The sequence below is a fragment of the Alteromonas sp. ABH4_457 genome, assembly GCF_056160625.1.
The window spans coordinates 521,419-541,574 of sequence record NZ_JBSWXN010000001.1 but is presented as its reverse complement, the minus strand read 5'-3'; the positions used below and the strand labels follow the sequence as shown (position 1 = coordinate 541,574).

16 protein-coding genes are annotated in these 20,156 nt (G+C 47.2%); 13 read left to right on the top strand and 3 right to left on the bottom strand.

Going from position 1 to position 20,156, the window contains the following annotated elements:
• Positions 1-56: 56 nt before the first annotated feature.
• The 4 genes from ACXAGR_RS02230 to ACXAGR_RS02215 all read left to right on the top strand — a co-directional run bounded on the left by ACXAGR_RS02230 (position 57) and on the right by ACXAGR_RS02215 (position 6,353).
• Positions 57-1,652 (top strand): isocitrate lyase, encoded by a 1,596-nt coding sequence (locus tag ACXAGR_RS02230; RefSeq protein ID WP_474847855.1) that lies wholly within the window; start codon positions 57-59, stop codon positions 1,650-1,652.
• Between the two features lie 252 nt (positions 1,653-1,904).
• Positions 1,905-2,852 (top strand): LysR family transcriptional regulator, encoded by a 948-nt coding sequence (locus tag ACXAGR_RS02225; RefSeq protein ID WP_474842658.1) that lies wholly within the window; start codon positions 1,905-1,907, stop codon positions 2,850-2,852.
• A 111-nt stretch (positions 2,853-2,963) separates the two neighbouring features.
• A complete protein-coding gene (locus ACXAGR_RS02220) occupies positions 2,964-5,138 on the top strand; it encodes a malate synthase G (protein WP_474847853.1) in 2,175 nt (724 codons plus the stop codon).
• 348 nt (positions 5,139-5,486) lie between these two features.
• On the top strand, positions 5,487-6,353 hold the full coding sequence (locus ACXAGR_RS02215; RefSeq protein WP_474842662.1) for a PEP-CTERM/exosortase system-associated acyltransferase: 867 nt from the start codon (positions 5,487-5,489) through the stop codon (positions 6,351-6,353).
• Positions 6,354-6,376: 23 nt separating this feature from the next.
• Here ACXAGR_RS02215 and ACXAGR_RS02210 read toward each other — a convergent pair whose 3' ends face one another.
• Both ACXAGR_RS02210 and ACXAGR_RS02205 read right to left on the bottom strand, forming a co-directional pair.
• A complete protein-coding gene (locus ACXAGR_RS02210; RefSeq protein WP_474842664.1) occupies positions 6,377-7,393 on the bottom strand; it encodes an NAD-dependent epimerase in 1,017 nt (338 codons plus the stop codon).
• Between the two features lie 134 nt (positions 7,394-7,527).
• Positions 7,528-8,313, bottom strand: a complete 786-nt coding sequence (locus ACXAGR_RS02205; protein ID WP_474847851.1) for a S1 family peptidase — start codon at positions 8,311-8,313, stop codon at positions 7,528-7,530.
• Positions 8,314-8,434: 121 nt separating this feature from the next.
• Between ACXAGR_RS02205 and ACXAGR_RS02200 the strand changes: the two genes are divergently transcribed.
• The 9 genes from ACXAGR_RS02200 (at position 8,435) to ACXAGR_RS02160 (ending at position 19,061) form a co-directional block, all read left to right on the top strand.
• On the top strand, positions 8,435-9,295 hold the full coding sequence (locus tag ACXAGR_RS02200) for a ThiF family adenylyltransferase (protein WP_474847849.1): 861 nt from the start codon (positions 8,435-8,437) through the stop codon (positions 9,293-9,295).
• 154 nt (positions 9,296-9,449) lie between these two features.
• On the top strand, positions 9,450-10,202 hold the full coding sequence (pepA, locus tag ACXAGR_RS02195) for a flocculation-associated PEP-CTERM protein PepA (protein WP_474847847.1): 753 nt from the start codon (positions 9,450-9,452) through the stop codon (positions 10,200-10,202).
• Positions 10,203-10,353: 151 nt separating this feature from the next.
• Positions 10,354-12,963, top strand: a complete 2,610-nt coding sequence (locus ACXAGR_RS02190; RefSeq protein WP_474847845.1) for a tetratricopeptide repeat protein — start codon at positions 10,354-10,356, stop codon at positions 12,961-12,963.
• 82 nt (positions 12,964-13,045) lie between these two features.
• Positions 13,046-13,546: a serine O-acetyltransferase gene (locus tag ACXAGR_RS02185; protein WP_474842674.1), complete on the top strand. Its 501-nt coding sequence runs from the start codon at positions 13,046-13,048 to the stop codon at positions 13,544-13,546.
• Complete coding sequence (locus ACXAGR_RS02180) at positions 13,546-14,733, top strand: glycosyltransferase family 2 protein (RefSeq protein ID WP_474847843.1); 1,188 nt, start codon at positions 13,546-13,548, stop codon at positions 14,731-14,733. Before ACXAGR_RS02185 ends, ACXAGR_RS02180 begins: the two co-directional genes overlap by 1 nt.
• The gene (locus tag ACXAGR_RS02175) at positions 14,733-15,908 is read left to right on the top strand and encodes a hypothetical protein (protein WP_474842678.1); all 1,176 of its coding nucleotides are present in this window, start codon (positions 14,733-14,735) and stop codon (positions 15,906-15,908) included. Before ACXAGR_RS02180 ends, ACXAGR_RS02175 begins: the two co-directional genes overlap by 1 nt.
• Before the next feature lies 1 nt (position 15,909).
• Positions 15,910-16,893, top strand: coding sequence for a polysaccharide deacetylase family protein (locus ACXAGR_RS02170; protein WP_474842680.1), 984 nt, complete (start codon positions 15,910-15,912; stop codon positions 16,891-16,893).
• A gap of 2 nt (positions 16,894-16,895) precedes the next feature.
• Positions 16,896-17,939: a glycosyltransferase family 4 protein gene (locus ACXAGR_RS02165; protein ID WP_474847841.1), complete on the top strand. Its 1,044-nt coding sequence runs from the start codon at positions 16,896-16,898 to the stop codon at positions 17,937-17,939.
• Between the two features lie 3 nt (positions 17,940-17,942).
• Positions 17,943-19,061: a glycosyltransferase gene (locus tag ACXAGR_RS02160; protein ID WP_474847839.1), complete on the top strand. Its 1,119-nt coding sequence runs from the start codon at positions 17,943-17,945 to the stop codon at positions 19,059-19,061.
• 11 nt (positions 19,062-19,072) lie between these two features.
• Here the strand turns inward: ACXAGR_RS02160 and ACXAGR_RS02155 are convergent, their stop codons facing one another.
• Positions 19,073-20,152, bottom strand: coding sequence for a GNAT family N-acetyltransferase (locus tag ACXAGR_RS02155; protein ID WP_474847837.1), 1,080 nt, complete (start codon positions 20,150-20,152; stop codon positions 19,073-19,075).
• Positions 20,153-20,156: the final 4 nt, after the last annotated feature.

The window sequence follows — 20,156 nt, the reverse complement described above, 5'->3', positions numbered from 1 at the left end:
GCAGTGCAGCGTAATCGCCTAAACAACATATTTGAGTTAATTCGGGAGAGACCTCTATGTCGCAATATCAGCAAGATATCGATACTATTGCTACGCTTAAAGCCGCGCAGAAAGGAAGCTGGGAAGGTATTAACCCAGAGTACGCCGCACGCATGAAAGCACAGAGCCGTTTCAAAACTGGTCTGGACATTGCGAAGTACACTGCCGCTATCATGCGCAAAGATATGGAAGAGTATGATGCCGACAGTGCAAGCTATACCCAATCTTTAGGTTGCTGGCACGGCTTCGTAGGTCAACAAAAAATGTTGGCTGTTAAGAAACATCACGGTACTACCAACAAACGTTATCTGTACCTCTCCGGCTGGATGGTTGCGGCCCTGCGTTCTGAGTTCGGCCCACTGCCTGACCAGTCTATGCATGAAAAGACCACCGTTCCTATGCTGATTGAAGAGCTTTACACTTTCCTGCGTCAGGCTGATGCACGTGAACTGGGTGATTTATTCAAGCAGTTGGACGCAGCGAAAGCAAACGGTGGTGATGTTGCAGCAATCCAGGCGCAAATCGACAACTTTGAAACCCACGTAGTCCCCATCATTGCTGACATCGATGCCGGTTTCGGTAACGAAGAAGCCACTTACCTGTTAGCGAAGAAAATGATTGAAGCGGGTGCTTGCTGTATTCAGATTGAAAACCAGGTATCTGATGCTAAGCAGTGTGGTCACCAGGACGGCAAAGTTACTGTTCCTCATGAAGACTTCCTGGCGAAAATCAACGCTGTTCGTTACGCATTCTTAGAGCTGGGCGTAGACGACGGTGTAATTGTTGCCCGTACTGACTCATTAGGCGCTGGCCTGACGCAGAAAATCCCTGTATCTACCGCCCCCGGCGACCTGGCTTCTCAGTACAATGCATTCCTGGACACTACTGAAGTATCCGGTGCAGATGACCTGTCTGATGGCGACCTGGTGATTAAGCAAGACGGCAAACTGGTTAAGCCTGTTCGTCTGCCTAATGGTCTGTTCAAGTTCAAAGCAAATACTGGTTTCGACCGTGTTGTTCTTGACTGTATCACTTCTCTGCAACACGGCGCTGACCTGCTGTGGATTGAAACTGAGAAGCCTCACGTACGTCAGATTGGTGACATGGTTGACGCGATTCGTGAAGTTATCCCGAATGCGAAACTGGTTTACAACAACTCACCGTCTTTCAACTGGACACTGAACTTCCGTCAGCAGGTATTCGATGCATGGCAGGAAGAAGGCAAAGACGTATCTGCTTACGACCGTGCGAAACTGATGTCTGCAGAATATGACGACAGCGAACTGGCTGCAGATGCTGATGCGAAGATCCAGACCTTCCAGCGTGATGCGTCACGTGAAGCGGGTATCTTCCACCACCTGATCACACTGCCTACCTACCACACTGCGGCACTGTCTACTGACAACCTGGCGCAGGGTTACTTCGGTGACGAAGGTATGCTGGCTTACGTTAAAGGTGTTCAGCGTAAAGAAATTCGTCAGGGTCTGGCGTGCGTTAAGCACCAGGCAATGGCCGGTTCTGACCTGGGTGACACCCATAAAGAGTACTTCTCAGGTGAAGGCGCACTGAAAGCTTCAGGCGACGACAACACCATGAACCAGTTTGATGTATAAACACACAGGTTCCTAACCTCTGGCTCCTTCGGGAGCCTTTTTTATATTCACCGGTTTTATTCATTTCACAGCCACAAAAATAAAACACCCGTTTGAAATCCGGGGTACACTGGCTGTCAAACCAGGTCGAAAGTATCAGTACAACAGGCGAATAAAGCAGTAACAATCTGCGACTAATAGTCTATCTTACTTATCAGGACCAGACGCTTATAATAGCAACAGATAATAATCCTAATTTGGAGCATTGAGAGCATGAATATAGCCAAAGTAGATTTGAATCTTCTGGTTTATCTGGATGTTTTGCTCAGAGAAGGCAGTGTTACCCGCGCCGCTAATCAGCTCAGCATCACCCAGCCGGCCATGAGTAACGGTTTAAAACGGTTAAGAGATTTATTTAAAGATCCGTTGTTGGTGAGAACCAGCGAAGGCATGACACCGACTAAACGTGCCCTTGAGCTCCAGCCGGTCATCCGCGATGTACTCAGTAAACTGGAAAGCTCCATTCAGCCGGAAACCGATTTTGACCCGGCCACCAGCAACCGTACATTCCGGATCATGACCAGCGACTATGCGGAAAGCACTTTACTGCTTGAGCTGGTCGGCCGTTTGAGCAAGATTGCCCCGAATATCACCCTGGATTTAATCACGCCGAGTGACGTGACATTCCACGATGTGGAACAGGGTAAAGTCGACATGGCGATAAACCGCTTCGACGAACTGCCTCTTTCCTTTCACCAGAAAGTCATCTGGTATGACAGCTTCAGCTGTGTGCTCAGCGCATCCCATCCGCTGGTAAACCAGAAATGGGATCTGGACAGTTATTTAAGCGCCCAGCATATCTGGGTAAGTAAAACCGGCTTCGGTGTGGGCGTAGGTATTGATCCCAATGAAGTGCAAAAACTTGGCTGGGTCGATGCTGAATTAACTAAACTGGGAAAACAGCGGGCGATCAGAGTGTTTACCCGCCACTATCACGCAGCACTGCAAATAGCTAAAACACAAAATCTGGTGGCCACATTACCGGGCAAAGCGGCGCGACTGTTTAAAGACGATCCGGAAGTTGTAGTGAAAGATCCTCCTTTCGATATTCCGCCAATTGCGTTGAAAATGGCGTGGAGTGCCTTGCTGCATCATGATGCAGGCCACATCTGGCTGCGCCGTTTAATTGGTGAGCTGGCATCTGAGATGAGTAATCTGTAAGTCATCTTCCAGCGAACATTCACCAATATTATGACAGCAATACAAACCATAAATTAAAAATAGTGTCCGGAAACCTCTACACTAACAACTCATTAAAGAGTAGAGGTCATTATGAAAGGGTATATTCAACACGGACGACTTCAGGTTGCTGAGGTTCTGGACACATTCATCAATGAACAGGCAATGCCCGGCGCTAATGTCGATAAAGACACTTTCTGGGCGAATTTCGAATCCCTGCTTGCAGACCTCACACCACTTAATCAGGCTCTGCTGGATAAGCGGGATCATTTCCAAACCTTAATTGACGCTTATCACAAAAGCGGCAAGGCCGCTTCCGGCGACGACTATCTGAACTTTCTGCGGGAAATCGGATATCTGGAGAATGAGCCGGACAATGTCACTGCCACGACGGACAATGTAGATGCAGAGATTGCCACCATGGCAGGCCCGCAACTGGTTGTGCCTATCAATAATGCCCGCTATGCACTGAACGCTGCGAATGCCCGCTGGGGAAGTCTGTATGACGCGCTGTATGGTACAGATGTGATCAGCGATGAAGGCGGAGCAGAAGCCGGAACAACCTATAATCCTGTACGGGGCGCTAAAGTAATCACTGAAGCAAAACGATTAATGGACACCCTGCTGCCGCTTGCTGACGCATCCCATAAAGATGTAACCGGCTACGGCATCACAGACGGTGCGCTTACCGTTTCCCTGAAAAGCGGCCATACCACTCTGCAAACCAGTGAACAGTTCCTTGGCTACACTGGCGATGCAGATGCGCCGGACACACTGCTGTTTGTTCATAACGGCTTACATTTTGAAATTCAGATTGATGCCGCAAGCCCGGTGGGTAAAGCCGATCCTGCCGGGGTGAAAGATGTGCTGCTTGAAGCAGCGCTGACAACAATCATGGACTGCGAAGATTCTGTAGCAGCCGTAGACGCTGAAGATAAAACACTGGTGTATTCAAACTGGTTAGGTCTTATGAAAGGCGATCTGTCGCTGACCATGGAAAAAGGCGGCAAAAAGATTGTCCGTGCTATGCAGTCTGACCGTGAATACACCACAGCAGATAGCACAGGCAAACTGTCACTGGCCGGCCGCAGCCTCATGTTTGTACGCAATGTTGGTCACCTCATGCGAAATGATGCGATTTTACTGGACGGTGAACCGGTCTTTGAAGGCTTGATGGACGGTGTGATCACATCCCTCATTGCTAAACATGATTTACTGGCCAATGGTAAATTCCGTAACTCCCGTGAAGGCAGCATTTATATTGTTAAACCTAAAATGCATGGCCCTGAGGAAGTCGCCTTCGCTGACAGCCTGTTCAGCCGTGTTGAAGCCATGCTGGGCCTCGACCGGGATACGCTGAAAATGGGTATTATGGATGAAGAGCGCCGCACCAGTATCAATCTGAAAGCCTGCATCGGCGCAGCCTCATCACGTGTCGCTTTCATCAATACCGGTTTCCTCGACCGTACGGGTGATGAAATTCACACCTCTATGCAGGCAGGGCCATTCGCAGCAAAAGGCGCATTGAAAACCATGCCCTGGATTGCTGCCTATGAAAAAGCCAATGTACAAACGGGCCTGTCTTGTCAGCTTTCCGGCCGCGCACAGATTGGTAAAGGCATGTGGCCTATTCCGGATCAGATGGCAAATATGATGGAAGCGAAAATAGGCCATCCGAAGGCCGGTGCCAATACCGCCTGGGTCCCCTCTCCCACGGCTGCCACGTTGCACAGTCTGCATTACCATGAGGTCGATGTATTCGCCCTGCAGTCCGGTATGCAACAACAGCACTATAACGGTATTGCGGATATTCTTACGATCCCTTTGATGCCTGAAGACTCGACTTTGTCTGCAGAAGCTATTCAGCGTGAAGTAGATAACAACGTACAGGGCATTCTGGGATACGTGGTGCGCTGGGTTCATCAGGGGATTGGTTGTTCAAAAGTGCCTGACATCAATAATGTTGGTCTGATGGAGGACCGCGCGACCTTGAGGATTTCTTCCCAGCACCTGGCCAACTGGCTGGTACATAACATCATTACGCCGGAGCAGGTTAACGAATCCCTTACCCGCATGGCAGTGCTGGTTGATGAACAAAATGCCGGCGACAGCGATTACATCCCGATGTCACCGGATCTCGACAACGCCATTGGTTTCAAAGCTGCGAAAGAATTGATTTTCGATGGCGTAAGTCAGCCAAACGGTTACACAGAGCCCCTGCTTCACCAGCGCAGAAAAGACATGAAAGCCGCGCTGGCGGCAAAGTAATTTTTTACTTTCAGTACCTGAACAGAAAAAGCCACAACCGTGGCTTTTTCTTTGTGCGTCCTGCCTGAAGCATTAAACCTGCGAAACCGACTCAGGAGCAACTTACGGCGCGGCACGTATACAGCCAGATATCTGTTTACCGGTGTCAAACAGCTACCCGGCAACGCTTTATTCCTCTGTATCCCCTGCCTCTGCTGGCTGTTAAGGATTTTCTTGTGATAAACGCTCAACTATCAAAATTTGTTCTATAGTATCAATAGCGATATCTAACACAGCACTTTTAAGCTGTCACGTTGCACTATCATTGGTGTATTGTGACGTCAGCAGCAGTGAGAAGTTAAAACCATTATGGCTAAGCGTTCGATATTTGACACAATCAATAAAAAGTTCCGCCGTACCAGCGTAGGAAAGATGTTTTCCGGCTATCAGCAGCTCAGGGAAGCTAACTATATTTCCTCACACTTCAGTACGTATCTGGAACCCGTTCTGGCAGTGGATGATGCTCTGAGAGAGTCTGTCTACAAAATCAGGCATAACGTCTATTGTGACGAGCTTGCGTTTGAGCCGGTGAAAGAGTCAGGTCTGGAAACTGACGAATTTGATGCTTACTCAAGACACTGCATGATTCGCCATATCGGCACTCAGCAAATGGCCGGCACTGTGCGTGCAGTCAGACCATTACAGGATGATCAGCTATTACCCATTGAAAAGTATTGCCGCTCCTCTATCACCCGGAACGATTTGAGTCCGGATAATTTTAAACGCCACGAGGTGTGCGAAATATCCAGACTTGCCGTGCCAAAATACTTCCGGCGACGTCGTTCAGATGACTTCGACGGTTCAGCAACCGGTGCTATCAACCCGGTCACCTACTCGGAAACGGAATTACGCTGTTTTCCTTTTATTGCTGTAGGTTTATATTTTGCTGCTGCCGCCTCGGCGCTGGAGTTCGGTGTGAAGCACGCCTATGTGATGATGGAGCCCCGACTTGCAAGAAGTATGGGTTATGTAGGCATTAAATTTCAGCAGATAGGACCGGTAGTGGACTATCACGGGAAACGGGCGCCTTATTACATCAACCGCCCGTTACTTGAGGGGAGTCTGAAGCCGGGTTTTGCTTCTATGCTTAATGAGATCCGGCTCAGTTTACGGGAACAAATTCCGGGGATGCCGGAAGAACGAGAAGAATATTTGCGGCAGTTTATCAAAGACTGATCCCCTGCCGCTCCGCTCACGGGTTATACGTTGTAGAACCCTCTGTACCATTCCACAAATTTTGCAATACCGGTATCAATGTCTGTTGACGGACGATAACCAGTATCTTTAACCAGTGCTTCTACATCAGCGTAGGTATCAGGCACATCACCTTTTTGCATTGGCAGCATTTCTTTTTCTGCTTCCTTTCCTAACGCCTTCTCGAGAGTTTCGATATAAGTCAGCAGGTGTACCGGCGTCTGAGCGCCAATATTATAAACTTTCCACGGTGCTTTACTTGAGCCCGGATTTGGTGACTTACCGGACCAGGATTCATCCGTTTTTGCATCGTTGTCCAGCGTGGCGATGACACCTTCCACAATATCATCGATGTAAGTAAAGTCACGGCGATGGTTGCCGTAGTTAAACACTTTAATAGGTTTGTCTTCCAGAATCGCTTTGGTAAACAGGAACAGCGCCATATCAGGACGTCCCCAGGGACCATAAACGGTAAAGAACCGCAGTCCTGTGGTCGGCAACCCGTACAAATGACTGTAGGTGTGGGCCATCAGCTCATTGGCTTTTTTACTGGCTGCATACAGAGATACCGGATGATCCACGTTATCTTCGACGGCGAAAGGCATGCTTTCATTGGCACCGTAAACAGAGCTGGATGAAGCGTAAACCAGGTGTTTAACCTGATTATGTCTGCAACCTTCGAGCACATTCATAAAGCCGACAATATTCGCATCAATATAAGCATGAGGATTTTCCAGCGAATAACGCACTCCTGCCTGGGCAGCTAAGTGAACCACCTTATCAAATTTGTGTTCTGCAAAGAGGGCCTCCATCGCAGCACGATCTTCAACGCCCATTTTAATAAACGTAAAAAGATGGCCGGAAGGTAAAGACGATACCCTTTCAAGCCGGGCTTCCTTTAATGACACTTCATAATAATCATTCAGATTATCGATCCCTACGACTTCATCGCCACGCTCCGTTAATTGCGCGGCAACAAATGATCCGATAAAGCCAGCGGCTCCGGTTACTAACACTTTCATATCGTGCTCCCTGAAATAAATGCTGCATGATGAGCAAGATACTCAATCAAACTTCTAAAGCGACTACTTGTCACCATGACCACAAGCAAGAATGACTCCGCTTTTTACATCTTAATAAAAATAAGCACCTTTGCTTACAACGTTATCCCGTGCTTCTCAGCCAGTGCGTAAACATGCTTCACCGGAATGGCATAAGTGATACCGCTGGGCGAAGTAATTGCCGACTCTTTTGTTTTCTTAACGAACACTTTATTGATTACCCCTAACACCTCTCCGGTAGCCGCTTCATACACGGGGCTGCCGCTGTTGCCGGGGTAAGCGGTAATATCAAGTTGATATACCATGAAAGGGTTGCGTAAGCTGTCCAGATAAGCTTGCGACAATTGAGCACTATTCGAAGCCGAGATCACGTTAGGCGTATACGCGGCAACAATGCCTCTGTGTGTGGCCGGGTACAATCCTAATACGGCGCCAATGGGAAAACCGGTCATTGCGATTGCAGTACCATCTTCAACCACATCTGTTGCTGATAGCAGACTGACAGGTGGTAATTCATGGGCCATTTCCAGGATGGCCAGATCATGCTCTTCATCTTTATAAACTTGTTTTACCCGCGCAATTCCCATCTTACGGCCTTCGGGTACGAACACGACCTGGTTAAATTTTACATTTTCTTCTGTAGGAAATGCTGTGATCACATGATGGTTGGTCACTACATATTTTCCATTTCCGACAACGAAACCAGTCCCTTTTAATTGATGGCTGACGGTGGCCAGCGGCGCATAAAAGCCCACCCCCACCACGGAAGGCTTCACCTTTTTTACGACCTCAGGCAATGCTTCTGCAAAAGCAGTATGACAAACAGGAAGTGAAGTCAGCACAATTGTCATGCTGACGAACAGCACTCTTATTATATTCATTCTAATGTCCCTATCAGGTAATCCGGCTTTTTTCTGATGATAGCATTTTACATGTCACGATATTAGCTTACCCTATAAAGGTTCATGACAAACTGCTTCGCGCAGGATAACCGGATAGCGTATGGATTTTAACTATGATGTGGCGTTTTCCAGAAATATTGGCTGGGTAACGCATGATGAACAAGCTTCACTGCGCACAAAACGGGTGGCAATTGCAGGTTGTGGCGGTGTTGGCGGACTGCATAGTCTGACACTTGCCAGACTGGGTGTCGGAAAAATTAACATCTCTGATTTTGACCAGTTCGATATACACAATATTAACCGCCAGTCCGGCGCTTTTGTGTCGACAAAAGATCAGAACAAGATTGAAGTCATGTCTGCTATGTTGAAGGATATTAATCCGGAAATACAGATTGGCAGCTTTCCTGCCGGAATCGATGAAACGAACGTTGATCAATTTCTTCATGGCGTCGACCTTTATATAGATAGTCTCGATTTCTTCGCCCTGGCTGCGAGGAAACTGGTTTTCAGCCGTTGCTATGAGAAAGGTATACCAGTCGTGACAGCGGCACCGCTTGGCATGGGCGCTGCCCTGCTTTGTTTTATGCCCGGCAAAATGACCTATGAAGAATATTTCCGTTTTAACGACAAGCAAACAGAAGAAGGACAATTAATCCAGTTTCTGATTGGCTTATCACCGGCGATGCTCCAGCGTAACTATCTTGTTGATCAGGATGCTGTAGATTTCCACGAGCAGCGCGGCCCCTCAACAGCCATGGCGGTAAACTTATGTGCTGGTATTGCAGAGACCTATGCGCTGAAGATTCTGCTGGGAAGAGGCAAAGTGTTGTGTGCACCTTATGGCCTGCATTTCGATGCATACAAGAATAAGCTCAGTAAGACCTGGTGTCCGTTTGGTAACCGTGGCTGGCTACAAAAATTGAAGTTCAAAATCGCTGAGAAAGTAGTTAGCGGAAAATAATAAAATTTGTGTCAGGGATTTTTACACGCAGTTTTTACAAGTAGGCAATAAAAATAAAAAAACCAACAAATTCATACAGATAAAAAGTTGGCACACCACATGCTTTATTATCAGCGAGGCCTAACAGCCGAACGAATTTAATATGGAGATGGTTATGAAATTTAATAAAGTTGTAAAATCTTTCGCATTGACTGCTGGTTTGTTAGCTTCTTTCACAAGCTCAGCTGAGTTCATGGATTTCCAGGTTGACGAAACCCCTTACGGTGGTTCAGTACTGACTGCTGACAAATTCAACGGTGGTTACGTTGAAGAGCTGGTATTCAACGGTTCTGGCTTCACTACTGGTGCATTCGCAACTATGTCTGCACTGTACGCTAACGAAGGTACTGACGTATACAAAGGTTCTTCATCTTACCTGAACTTTGGTTACAGTGTATATGCAATCCTGACTGCTTCTGGTACAAGCACTTCAGGTACGTCTTTCGCAGCGACTTCAGCTAGCCTGCAGCTGTACATCGACGTAAACAGCGACACAACTTCAGACGACCTGTTAGCAGGTACTACTCTGAACAATGGCGACGATATTCTTATCGCTACTGCTGACGACGTTACTAATGCATACGGTAACTACGACTTCGCAGCTGGTACTGGTAACTATAACTTCGACTTCACAGATTTTACTCTGACTACTGCTGGTATGGATTACTTCGTGAGCCCTGCTCCGTTCTACTCTTACCTGACAGTAAACGGCGACTACGACAGTCTGTCTGACTTAGAGAACATCACTGGTGACGTTTCTGCTGTATTCCAGGCAGTTCCAGTATCTGTTCCAGAGCCTTCAACTGTTGCAGTTCTGGCGCTTGGCCTGATGGGTCTGGGTGTATCTGCTCGTCGTAAAAACAAATAAGATTGTTTTTACACTCTGAAAAAAGGCGACGAATGTCGCCTTTTTTTGTGTCTTCAATTTAAAAACCCCTGATACGTTTGCATACTTTTCTTTTCAGACGATACCCCGTAAAGTATTCACTCATTTTTAAATCCCGGATGCGCTGTATAGTATGGATATATTGAAACGAACCCGAATTGCCGCTTTTGTCACCGCAACGCTGCTCACCACCGCCTGTTCTCAAATGACTGTAGAAGAACGATTAAATAAAGCAGAAGATGCACTTAGTGAAGACAATTACAAGCAAGCTATTGTTCATTTAAAAGCAGCCGTACAGCAATCCCCAACTGATGTTCGCCCCCGTATTGAATTAGCGAAAGTCTATTTCGATATTGGTGATATGGTCAGCGCCATTACGACCTTCGACAAGGTACTCACCCAACGCGGTGATATTAACGATTTTGCGGATGAGTATTTTTTATCCCTGTATTCCATGGCTGATCTGGATATTTTCGAAGTTACCTTTGAAGAATTTAAGGGGCAACTCAGCAACGAGCAGCGTATTTCTGCAGAACTGATAGCTGCCGTAATATCGGGTCGCTCAAGATCGCAGGAACAGGCTGAAGAACACCTGAAAGTCGCCGGGGAGTTGGCTAAAGAAAACGCAACGCCAGCAATAAAAAGCAAAATTGACGACTATGCTTTAATAATCAACGGGTACTTGCTTTCGGATAACCCCGGCGACATAACTGTTTTATCGGCACTATCAGAAAAATACCCGGATGACTGGATGATTCGGTCACTGACTGCGGAAATTCTCCAGGCATCAGGTCAGTTTAAAGAAGCAGCTGAGAACTACGAAGCTTTGCTGGCACTTAAGCCTTTCTTTGCCCAGCTTAATCTGAATATTGCAGAAGCTTACATAAAAGCGAAAGAGTTCAAAAAGGCACAAACTTATGTAGAGAAAGTGCTTTCATTGTCTGCTGACCAACCGCTGGCGAATCAGCAAATGGCAATTATTGCCCTGTCTGAGCACGATTTTGAAAGTGCCGCCAGACACATAGATATTTCACTGAACCAGAATATGGTGAATATGACATCCGTGTATATCGCAGGGATCTCACATTTCCAGATCGGGAACTACGAGCAGGCACTTTCCTACCTGGAAAAGGTCGTCGATAAATTCCCCCCCAATCATCCGGGCCTGCAAATGTATATTGCAGCAAAATTATCTGCCGGTGATACCCTGGACAGTTATTCTTTATATAAGAAGTATCCGTCACTTGTTACCAGCAATACCCGACTGGCGACAAAAGCGGCTTCAGCGCTGATCTTCTCCGGTGAAAGAAATAAAGCCGCCGAAATCCTTTCCAACGTCAAAAATGATGCTTTTCAAAATCCGGTGCAGCAACAGCAACTCGGCCTGTTGAAGCTGTCTGTGGGTGACAGTGACGGCGAAGATTTACTGGAAACATCATCGCAACAAATCGTAAAAGATGCAGCGGAAGGTAACAGTACACAATCTAAGTTGTTCCTGGTCGCCATGAAAGCCACTAACGGGGATGAAGAAGAGGCCCGTTCAATTATTAATGAATGGATTGAAGCGGAACCGGACAATGCCGAAAACTATCTGATTTCTGCCCAATTTGAATCATATACCGGTAACACAGATGCACTTGAGGCTTTGTATACTAAGGTGCGTACCCTTGAACCTGCTAACATTGAAGCGGCAAAGTACTTTGCAGAAAAAGCATTCAGAAATGGTGATGCAGAAGAAGCCCTGAAAGCCTACAGCCGGGTACTGAAAGAACAGCCGAATGATCAGATTGCTTTAACCGGCGCCTATGTGTCTGCTCAGGCACTCCCAGATAAAAAAGCGACCTTCAAAACGATTGACAATATTTTAGCGCAAAATAGCAAAACCAGTGCTTTCAGCACATTGTTTGCGGCTTTCCTCAAACAGGACTACAAGGAAGTGGTATCACTGTCCCGCAGTTCTATTTTTGGTTTCGGTGAACAACCCAAGGTGGATTTTTTACTTTCCCAGTCTTATATGTCGATGGGTCAGCCCCTGGCTGCTCTGGATGTACTGCGAAACTCTATAAAATCGGGTTTTGCAACTATTCAGGTTTTTGAAGCCTATGCTGAAGCCATGATGCAGGCTGAAGGTGGCAAGGCCGCATTACGGGCAATTAAAAATATGCCTGAAGGTGTGGCTGAGGCACCTCAGTTACAGTTACTGAAAAGCCATATTCTGGTGAATGAAAAGCGTTATGACGAAGCCATGGCTATTATTGCAGGTTTACCGCCGGAGTTTGCTAACAGCGCCAGAGCGATGGAGATAACAGGCCGGGCACAAGCGGGCAACGAAGACTTTTCAGCAGCTATTCCAGCCCTGCAGGAAGCGTTCGATAAACTCAAAACACCTAAGTCAGCGCAGCTACTTTATAAAGCATTAAAAAATAACGGTCAGGATGAAGAGGCACTCGCTGTCCTGAAAAAGGCTGCTGACATATCACAGGGCTATGATGAAGCCGATTTGTTCTATGTCAGTGAGCTGGCTAAAACCGATAAGCAGGCAGCAATCAGCTTCTACGAGCAACTGGTTAGTGCCCAACCAAAGAACTGGCAGGCCATGAACAATATCGCCTGGTTACTCTATGAAGAGAAGCGATACAGTGATGCCTATCAATGGATTATGAAAGCACTGAACTTACGGCCCAGTAATAAATCGCTTCTGGATACAAAAAAACGTATCGAAGAAGCGATCAAATCTAAGTAAATCATTGTATTAAATGCGCCGGCGGGTAAGCTTCGTGCCGGCGAACGTTATTTCTGTTGTTACAGTAAAGGTTTTAAAGTTAGTGTTTGATAAAGTAAAAAGTGATCTGCGATACAAACAGGCAGTGTTTGCTGATGACGGTGCGCATTTATCTTTGCCCCGGTTATTGTTAACCGACGGTACCAGTGCAACACTGCTGTTCAGAATGTCCCACCGCTGTCGCCACGGTATTTTAAGTCCTGCAGGTCTGTTGCTTCAAATGTTGAATAAGTGGATCAACGGCTGTGTCATTGGCGTGAAAGCTGAGTTTGGCCGTGGCCTTGTCATCATGCACCCCGTGGGTGTAGTCATTAACAGCAAGGTCAAAACCGGTGACCGTGTGGTTATCGAAAGTGGCGTAGTGATTGGCGATGAAAAAGGTCAGTCACCGGTTATCGGCAACGACGTATTCATCGGTACCGGCGCAAAAATTATCGGTGGGGTAACCATCGGCGATAATGTGAAAATTGGCGCTAATGCTGTGGTGGTTAAAGACATCCCTTCCGGCTGCACTGCGCTGGGCATTCCTGCGAAGCCCCGTTGATGAGTACAACCATGGAATTCATTTTCTGGCTAAGTGTAGTCGCCATTCTTTATACCTACCTGATTTATCCTGTGATATTACTTGCTGTCAGCAGTTTTCATCAGGCAATTAAAGACACCCGTTTTGTGCTTAGTAAACAGGGCCGCAGAAAGCGTGAAGCCGATTTACCTGACGTCACTATCGTCATCGCTGCATTTAACGAAGAGAAGTGCATAAAGGCGCGTATTGAGAACCTTCTGGAACTGGATTACCCGACGGACAAGTTAAGGATCCTCATAGGTTCGGACGGCAGCACAGACGGCACCAATGATATTCTGACATCATTCTCTGCTCCCTGTCTGGAAACCGTTGTTTTTGAGCAAAACCGCGGAAAGATCAATGTGCTTAACGATTTGATGACACGGGTATCGACACCTGTCACAGTTTTCTCTGATGCGAATACGTTTTTTCAACCCGATGCTGTCAGAAAGCTGGTCGCGGACTTCCGTGAGGAGCCAGTTGGCGGTGTATGCGGAGAACTGGAACTTGTAGATGCCTTTTCCGGAAAAAATAAAGACAGTTTATACTGGCAATACGAGCAGGTACTGAAGTTTCATGAGTCCCGTATTAATGCCATGCTCGGAGCGAATGGCGCTATTTATGCTATCCGGACAGCACTGTATGAGCCGTTACCGGAAAATACTATCATTGATGATTTCTGCGTGTTTATGGGTATTGCCAGACAGGGCTATAAACTGACCTATAACCCTGAAGCGCGGGCAACGGAAGAGATTGCGCCTAACCTTGAAGAAGAGGCCGGACGTCGCATCAGAATTGGCGCAGGCAATTACCAGGCGATGATGCGCCTGACCTGGGCACTGAACCCGTTAGCTGGCACCCGGTGCTTCAGTTATATCAGTCACAAAATCTTACGCTGGTTTGTGCCGCATTTTATGCTTGTCGCATTGGTAAGCGGTGCGCTGCTGGCATTCACAAGTCCTCTGTACGGTGTGCTGTTTGCCGGCCAGGTACTTTTTTATTTTACTTATAATTATGGCCTGACATTAAATGATGATAAGAAAGGCAAGTTAGCCAGCATAATTAAACTGGTCACCTTTTTTGTTTCTATGAATATTTCCCTCGGCCAGGGCTTCATCCGATTTTTAACTTCTAAACAGTCTGCAACCTGGAAAAGTACGGCACGCTAATGATCACCTATATTGTTCTCGCTCTCATTGTTCTGATATTAATTGCTGCCGGTTTAGGTACCGCGCTGATTTATCAAAAAGATATGCAGACCTGGATCCTGGGATACTGGAAAAATGCATTCTTCTCGTCTAAGCCGGAAGTCAAAGGTACAACCCACGTGATGTTTTGTTTCGTAGACCACTACGAACCCCAATGGCTGAATAAGGATAACATTGAACTGGAGCGTGCCCGGGTTGACCGCTGGATGCAGGACTACCCTGTTATGGCGTCCAAATTTACCGACGCCGATGGTTACCACCCTAAACACTCTTTCTTCTTTCCGGAAGAAGAATACCGGGAAGAGCATCTGAACAAGCTTTCAGACTTATGTGCCCGCGGATTTGGTGAAATCGAAATTCACCTTCACCATGAAGATGATACCAGTGACAACCTGCGCACCGTATTATCAAATTTCGCGCAAACACTGCATGAGAAACACGGTGCACTGGCAACCGATCCGGTAACCGGCAAACCTGTCTATGCATTTATTCATGGCAACTGGGCGCTGGATAACTCTCATCCCCATGGTCACTGGTGTGGTGTGAATGATGAACTCATTGTACTGAAAGAAACCGGCTGTTATGTGGATATGACTTTCCCGTCGCCGGACGCGACACAGCCCGCACTGACCAACTGCTTCCACTACGCGAAGGACGATCCGGCTAAGCCTAAGTCTTATAATTCCGGAAAGCTGATGAAGACCGGTGGTGAGGCCTGGGGCGATCTGCTTATCATGCAAGGCCCGATGGGCTTTAACAAAGAAGCCTTCAAGTTCGGTATTTTACCTAAAATTGAACGTGCGGATATCAGGGACAACTGTCGTCCGACTCCTGGCAGAGTAGATAACTGGGTGGATAAGCATATCCACGTTGAAGGCCGTCCTGAATGGATTTTCATTAAGATCCATACCCACGGAGCCCAGGACACAGACATGGGCGCCCTGCTGGGCGAACCGGTTGAAATAATGCACCGTCACCTGAATGAAAAGTATAATGACGGTGAAAAATATAAGCTGCACTATGTCAGCGCCCGTGAAATGTATAATATTGCTAAAGCGGCGGAAGCCGGGAAGCAAGGCGACCCGAACGACTACCGTGACTTTATATTGAAGAAGCCTGCATTTAAAAGGATTTAACGTGCTCGCGAAACGGATACAATCCAAGCTTGAGTCTATGATAGGTGTTTCAGCTTTTCGCTGGAAACACCTGCCGGACGGTGTATATGTACTTAACTTACACCGTATCGGCGATATGACGACCAGCAAACTCGATCCGAATGTATACTCCTGCTCCGCTGAGAACCTGCATAAACACCTGCGCTTTTTACAGGAGTGTTTCACAATCATCAGCCTGGCGGAATTAAACCAGTTAATATCAACCAGTCCGAAACCGGACAAACGTTACTTACTGGTTACTTTTGATGACGGCTACAAAGACAATTTTGAGCTGGCTTACCCTATTCTGAAGTCGCTGAATATTCCTGCTGTATTCTTTATTGCTACCGGGCTCATTGAAAACAACGAACTCCCCTGGTGGGATAAGGTCGCGTATCTTATTCAGCGCTCACATATTCAAAAAATCAAATTACCCGGCTGGGAAGAGACGGTTGAGTTTAAAACTAACCCGCAAATCTTTATCCGGTTAATTCTGAATCAGATTAAGCGCTGCGCTGCCCCTATTGGCGAACAAATTAAAGAGCTGGAAGATTTTGTCGGTATGCCGTCCCCCTATCCGGATGCAGAGTTTATGTCCTGGGACGATGTCATTACGTTAAGTAATAATGGTATGGATATCGGTGCCCATTCTCACAGTCATGACATACTCGCCAAACTCAGTGACGATCAGATGCTGTTTGAGCTCAGCCACTCTAAAGCGATTCTGGAAGAAAAACTGGGAAAACCGGTAAAAGCATTCAGTTATCCCGTTGGCAGCAAGAACACCTACAACGATTGCGTAATTGAGGCGCTTAAAGATAACGGGTATGAGATTGCCTTCAACTTTCATCCCGGCGTCAATGTAAATCTGGCAAAGAACCGCTATGACCTCTGTCGTTTCCCCATCGAATATATGATGGATGACGAAGCACTTAAGAAAATGCTGACCTACGCAAAGCGGATATAGCCATGACAAACCCCAGAATCCTTCATTGCGTGAGCAGCCTTCAGGTTGGCGGCGCAGAAAAGTGCGCGGTTAATTTATTAACGTGTCAACACGCTCTTGGTTATAAAGTGGCAGCACTGAGTTTTGGCAAACCGGCAGAGCCTTTTCAGTCAGTGCTGGAAAGCCGTGGGATCCGCGTCATTAATAATAACGAGAGCATTATCCGCAGACTGGTCAGAACGGTCAGGATCCTGAAAGGATTCGATGTGATACATATTCACTCTCCGGCTGTGATCCGCGCCTTTATGCCTGTTTTCCCTTTTCTTATGGGTAAAAAAGTCTTGTACACCCATCACGGTGAAGACTCACCGGATCAAAAGGGTATGCGCCTCAGTCACTGGCTTGCAGCGCTTTATATTAATAAAGACTTCGCTGTATCAGAGAAAGTTAAACTAAGCGTAAAACAGCGCTATAACTGGGAACCGGCCAGAACAGACGTTATTCCTAATGGCGTGTTGTTAAGCAAGGGCGACATTACCGCACCTGCTACACCGTTTAAGTTTGCTTGCGTTGCCCGGATGGTTCCCCTGAAGCAAATTGATAAAGTGGTCAACGCATTTGCACAGGCTGATATACCGCAATCTGAATTACATTTATTTGGTGACGGACCAGAAAGGCCGGCGGTGGAAGCTGCTGTGGCAAAACACAATTTACAACATCGTGTTGTGCTGCATGGAAATGTTCTTGATGAAGATGAGATATACCGGCATGTGGATTGTCTGGTGATCAATTCAACCACTGAAGGGCTTCCGATGGCCCTTATTGAAGCGCTGGCAAGAGGAAAGCCTGCCATTTCAACGCCGGTAGGTGAAATACCGAACCTCGATAAACGCTATCATTTTTGCCTTTTCAGTAAAGACGACACAGCCGCTCTCAGCGAAGTCATGAAAACCATGGCCTCCAGTCCTGAACAATGGCAAATGCTCGCCAGAAACGGTAAACAACTCGTGGAAGAATCCTATTCTATAGAGCAGGTATCCCGAACTTATTTGAACGCAGTCAGTTAATCCATGCAGAAAGAACACATTGTTTATTTTACCAACCTGTACCCTCTTCCCTGGGAGCCTGCGCGGGCCGCTTATAATAAGCAAATCGTATCAGCGTTAAGAATGCACTGCGATGTGGATGTACTGACACCGGTGCCGGCTCCTGTGTGGTTCCGGCAGCTTCTGAAAAGAAATCTGAAAAACTCAGAAGCCACTCTGTTCCCTTTTTTCTTTCTGCCCGGCTTTGGACGGCGTACCTATGCATTGACCCTGTTCCTGTCCATGCTCTTGTGTGTATTTCCCCTCATCAGACTGATAAGGGCAAAACATATCGTTGCCAGTTGGGCATATCCTGAAGGCGTCATCGCCAGCCTGTTCAAAAAATGGGGAAATCGTAAAGTCGCCATTCATTGCGTGGGAACAGATATCAATTATCACTTCCGGCACTCTGCCAGACAAAAACAGATGTTGCGTGCTTTTGACCTTGCAGATGAAGTGATAACGGTCAGTCGTGATCTTGCCGGGAAAATCGTTCCTCTGGCTACGGCGTCTACCCGCTGCAATGTGGTTTACAACGGCGTCAGCTTCGATAAATTCGCCTTGAGTGATGCCACAACCCACAGCAAGTCGTTCCTGTTTATAGGCAACCTGCTGACGACAAAAGGGGTGTATGAACTGGCCGGTGCCGCAGCCCTACTGAAAGCCAGAGGTCTTGATTTTACCCTTGATATTGTCGGTAAAGGGCCCGAGAGCGATAAGCTTAAAGCACAAATCAGCAGCAATAACCTTGACGATATCGTTACTTTTCATGGCGCTGTTCTGCATGATGATATTCCGGCTCTTCTGGCGAAAGCCAGAGCCCTCGTATTGCCAAGTTACCGTGAAGGGGTGCCTAATGTCATCATGGAATCCCTGGCGGCAGGCGTGCCACCTGTTGCCACCGCAGTAGGCGGGATCCCTGAAATTGTCCGTGACGGAGAAAACGGCATCCTGGTGCAGGAGCTCAATGCTTCAACGCTGGCTGATGCTATGCAAAAAGCGCTGGAGAAAGACTGGGATAACGCTGCCTTGCGTCATTCAGTGTCAGAGTACACATGGGAAAATTGCGCGCAGGGCTTCCTCAGCGCGCTTTCAATACGGTGAGTTGGATTGTGTTAACGCAATCCGGCTTTACGGGCAACGCCGGAGGCGAATGCCAAAGCCTTTATTACCAGCTTCTGCCATCCTGATGCATAAGCTGTCATACTGTAAACAGGTTCAGAAAACTCCGTCAGCGACTGTTTATAGCTCTGTTTCACACCGCTGCTAAGAAAGTCATATTCCGTCATCCCCTGCCCTGCGGCATATTCTGCCATTAAATAATGGATAAGGGTGCCGGGAGATATATTCGGGCTGAATCCGCTATCAATACCGCCCTGATAAAAGTGAACAGAATTACCGGACTTCATGCCGTAAAATGCACTCACAGGCTTTCCGCCGACTTCGGCATAAGCCAGCAGTAAAGTACCCTGCTTCAGCAGTTGCCCAGCCAGAGACTGATGAAAGCGGTTGAAATATACATCATCAAAAATGGTGTTTTGCTGCTCCCCTTCCCAGCGCAACCGGTGTAAATCTGTGAGCACAGAATAGAACGCATCCAGCGACGCCGGATCGCTGCATATATGCAGTTGACCACCTAAACGGGTAAACAGGTTATAGTAGCGCTTCGCCTTCTTTTTGAGCTTTGTTCCGGCTAAACCGTCATCTTCAAGGGTCATGAAGTAACGTTTCTGTGCCACTGTATTCTCAACCAGGGACGGCGGATAAGCTTCGTCGGCTAACCGCAACAACAATGCATCATGTTTTACGTTATTAAGCACCAGCCCTTTGCCGGTTGATTTGATGGCTTCGATAAGAATAGCAGTGACAGTATCAACATGCTCTTTGCATACCAGCACATCGTGATATTCACTGAATACTTCGCTTTCTTCAGGCTCACCGGTGCCGGTAAAACGTAAACGGAAGGGCTCGCCTTTACGTTCATACAAAGGCAGAACAGCGATCATTTGACCATTGCTATGGAAAACACAAAGGAACTGTAACCGTGATATCAGGTGCCGGTAAGTGTCGAGCCAGGTGAGATTCCACGCAGGACTGAGGAAAATATGTGCATTCTCTGCCCGCTGATACAAATCCTGCCAGAGTGGCTTTACGTTGAAAGCCTCCTCCGGTGTATCAATAACGCGCAGTTGCATAGCT

Excerpts from the sequence above, each read along its gene's own strand:
- ACXAGR_RS02220 (WP_474847853.1), top strand. The coding sequence starts at position 2,964 with ATGAAAGGGTATATTCAACACGGACGACTTCAGGTTGCTGAGGTTCTG.
- ACXAGR_RS02230 (WP_474847855.1), top strand. The coding sequence starts at position 57 with ATGTCGCAATATCAGCAAGATATCGATACTATTGCTACGCTTAAAGCC.
- ACXAGR_RS02190 (WP_474847845.1), top strand. The coding sequence starts at position 10,354 with ATGGATATATTGAAACGAACCCGAATTGCCGCTTTTGTCACCGCAACG.
- ACXAGR_RS02205 (WP_474847851.1), bottom strand. The coding sequence starts at position 8,313 with ATGAATATAATAAGAGTGCTGTTCGTCAGCATGACAATTGTGCTGACT.
- ACXAGR_RS02225 (WP_474842658.1), top strand. The coding sequence starts at position 1,905 with ATGAATATAGCCAAAGTAGATTTGAATCTTCTGGTTTATCTGGATGTT.
- ACXAGR_RS02160 (WP_474847839.1), top strand. The coding sequence starts at position 17,943 with ATGCAGAAAGAACACATTGTTTATTTTACCAACCTGTACCCTCTTCCC.
- ACXAGR_RS02155 (WP_474847837.1), bottom strand. The coding sequence starts at position 20,152 with ATGCAACTGCGCGTTATTGATACACCGGAGGAGGCTTTCAACGTAAAG.
- ACXAGR_RS02175 (WP_474842678.1), top strand. The coding sequence starts at position 14,733 with ATGATCACCTATATTGTTCTCGCTCTCATTGTTCTGATATTAATTGCT.
- ACXAGR_RS02210 (WP_474842664.1), bottom strand. The coding sequence starts at position 7,393 with ATGAAAGTGTTAGTAACCGGAGCCGCTGGCTTTATCGGATCATTTGTT.
- ACXAGR_RS02200 (WP_474847849.1), top strand. The coding sequence starts at position 8,435 with ATGGATTTTAACTATGATGTGGCGTTTTCCAGAAATATTGGCTGGGTA.
- ACXAGR_RS02180 (WP_474847843.1), top strand. The coding sequence starts at position 13,546 with ATGAGTACAACCATGGAATTCATTTTCTGGCTAAGTGTAGTCGCCATT.
- ACXAGR_RS02215 (WP_474842662.1), top strand. The coding sequence starts at position 5,487 with ATGGCTAAGCGTTCGATATTTGACACAATCAATAAAAAGTTCCGCCGT.
- pepA (WP_474847847.1), top strand. The coding sequence starts at position 9,450 with ATGAAATTTAATAAAGTTGTAAAATCTTTCGCATTGACTGCTGGTTTG.
- ACXAGR_RS02165 (WP_474847841.1), top strand. The coding sequence starts at position 16,896 with ATGACAAACCCCAGAATCCTTCATTGCGTGAGCAGCCTTCAGGTTGGC.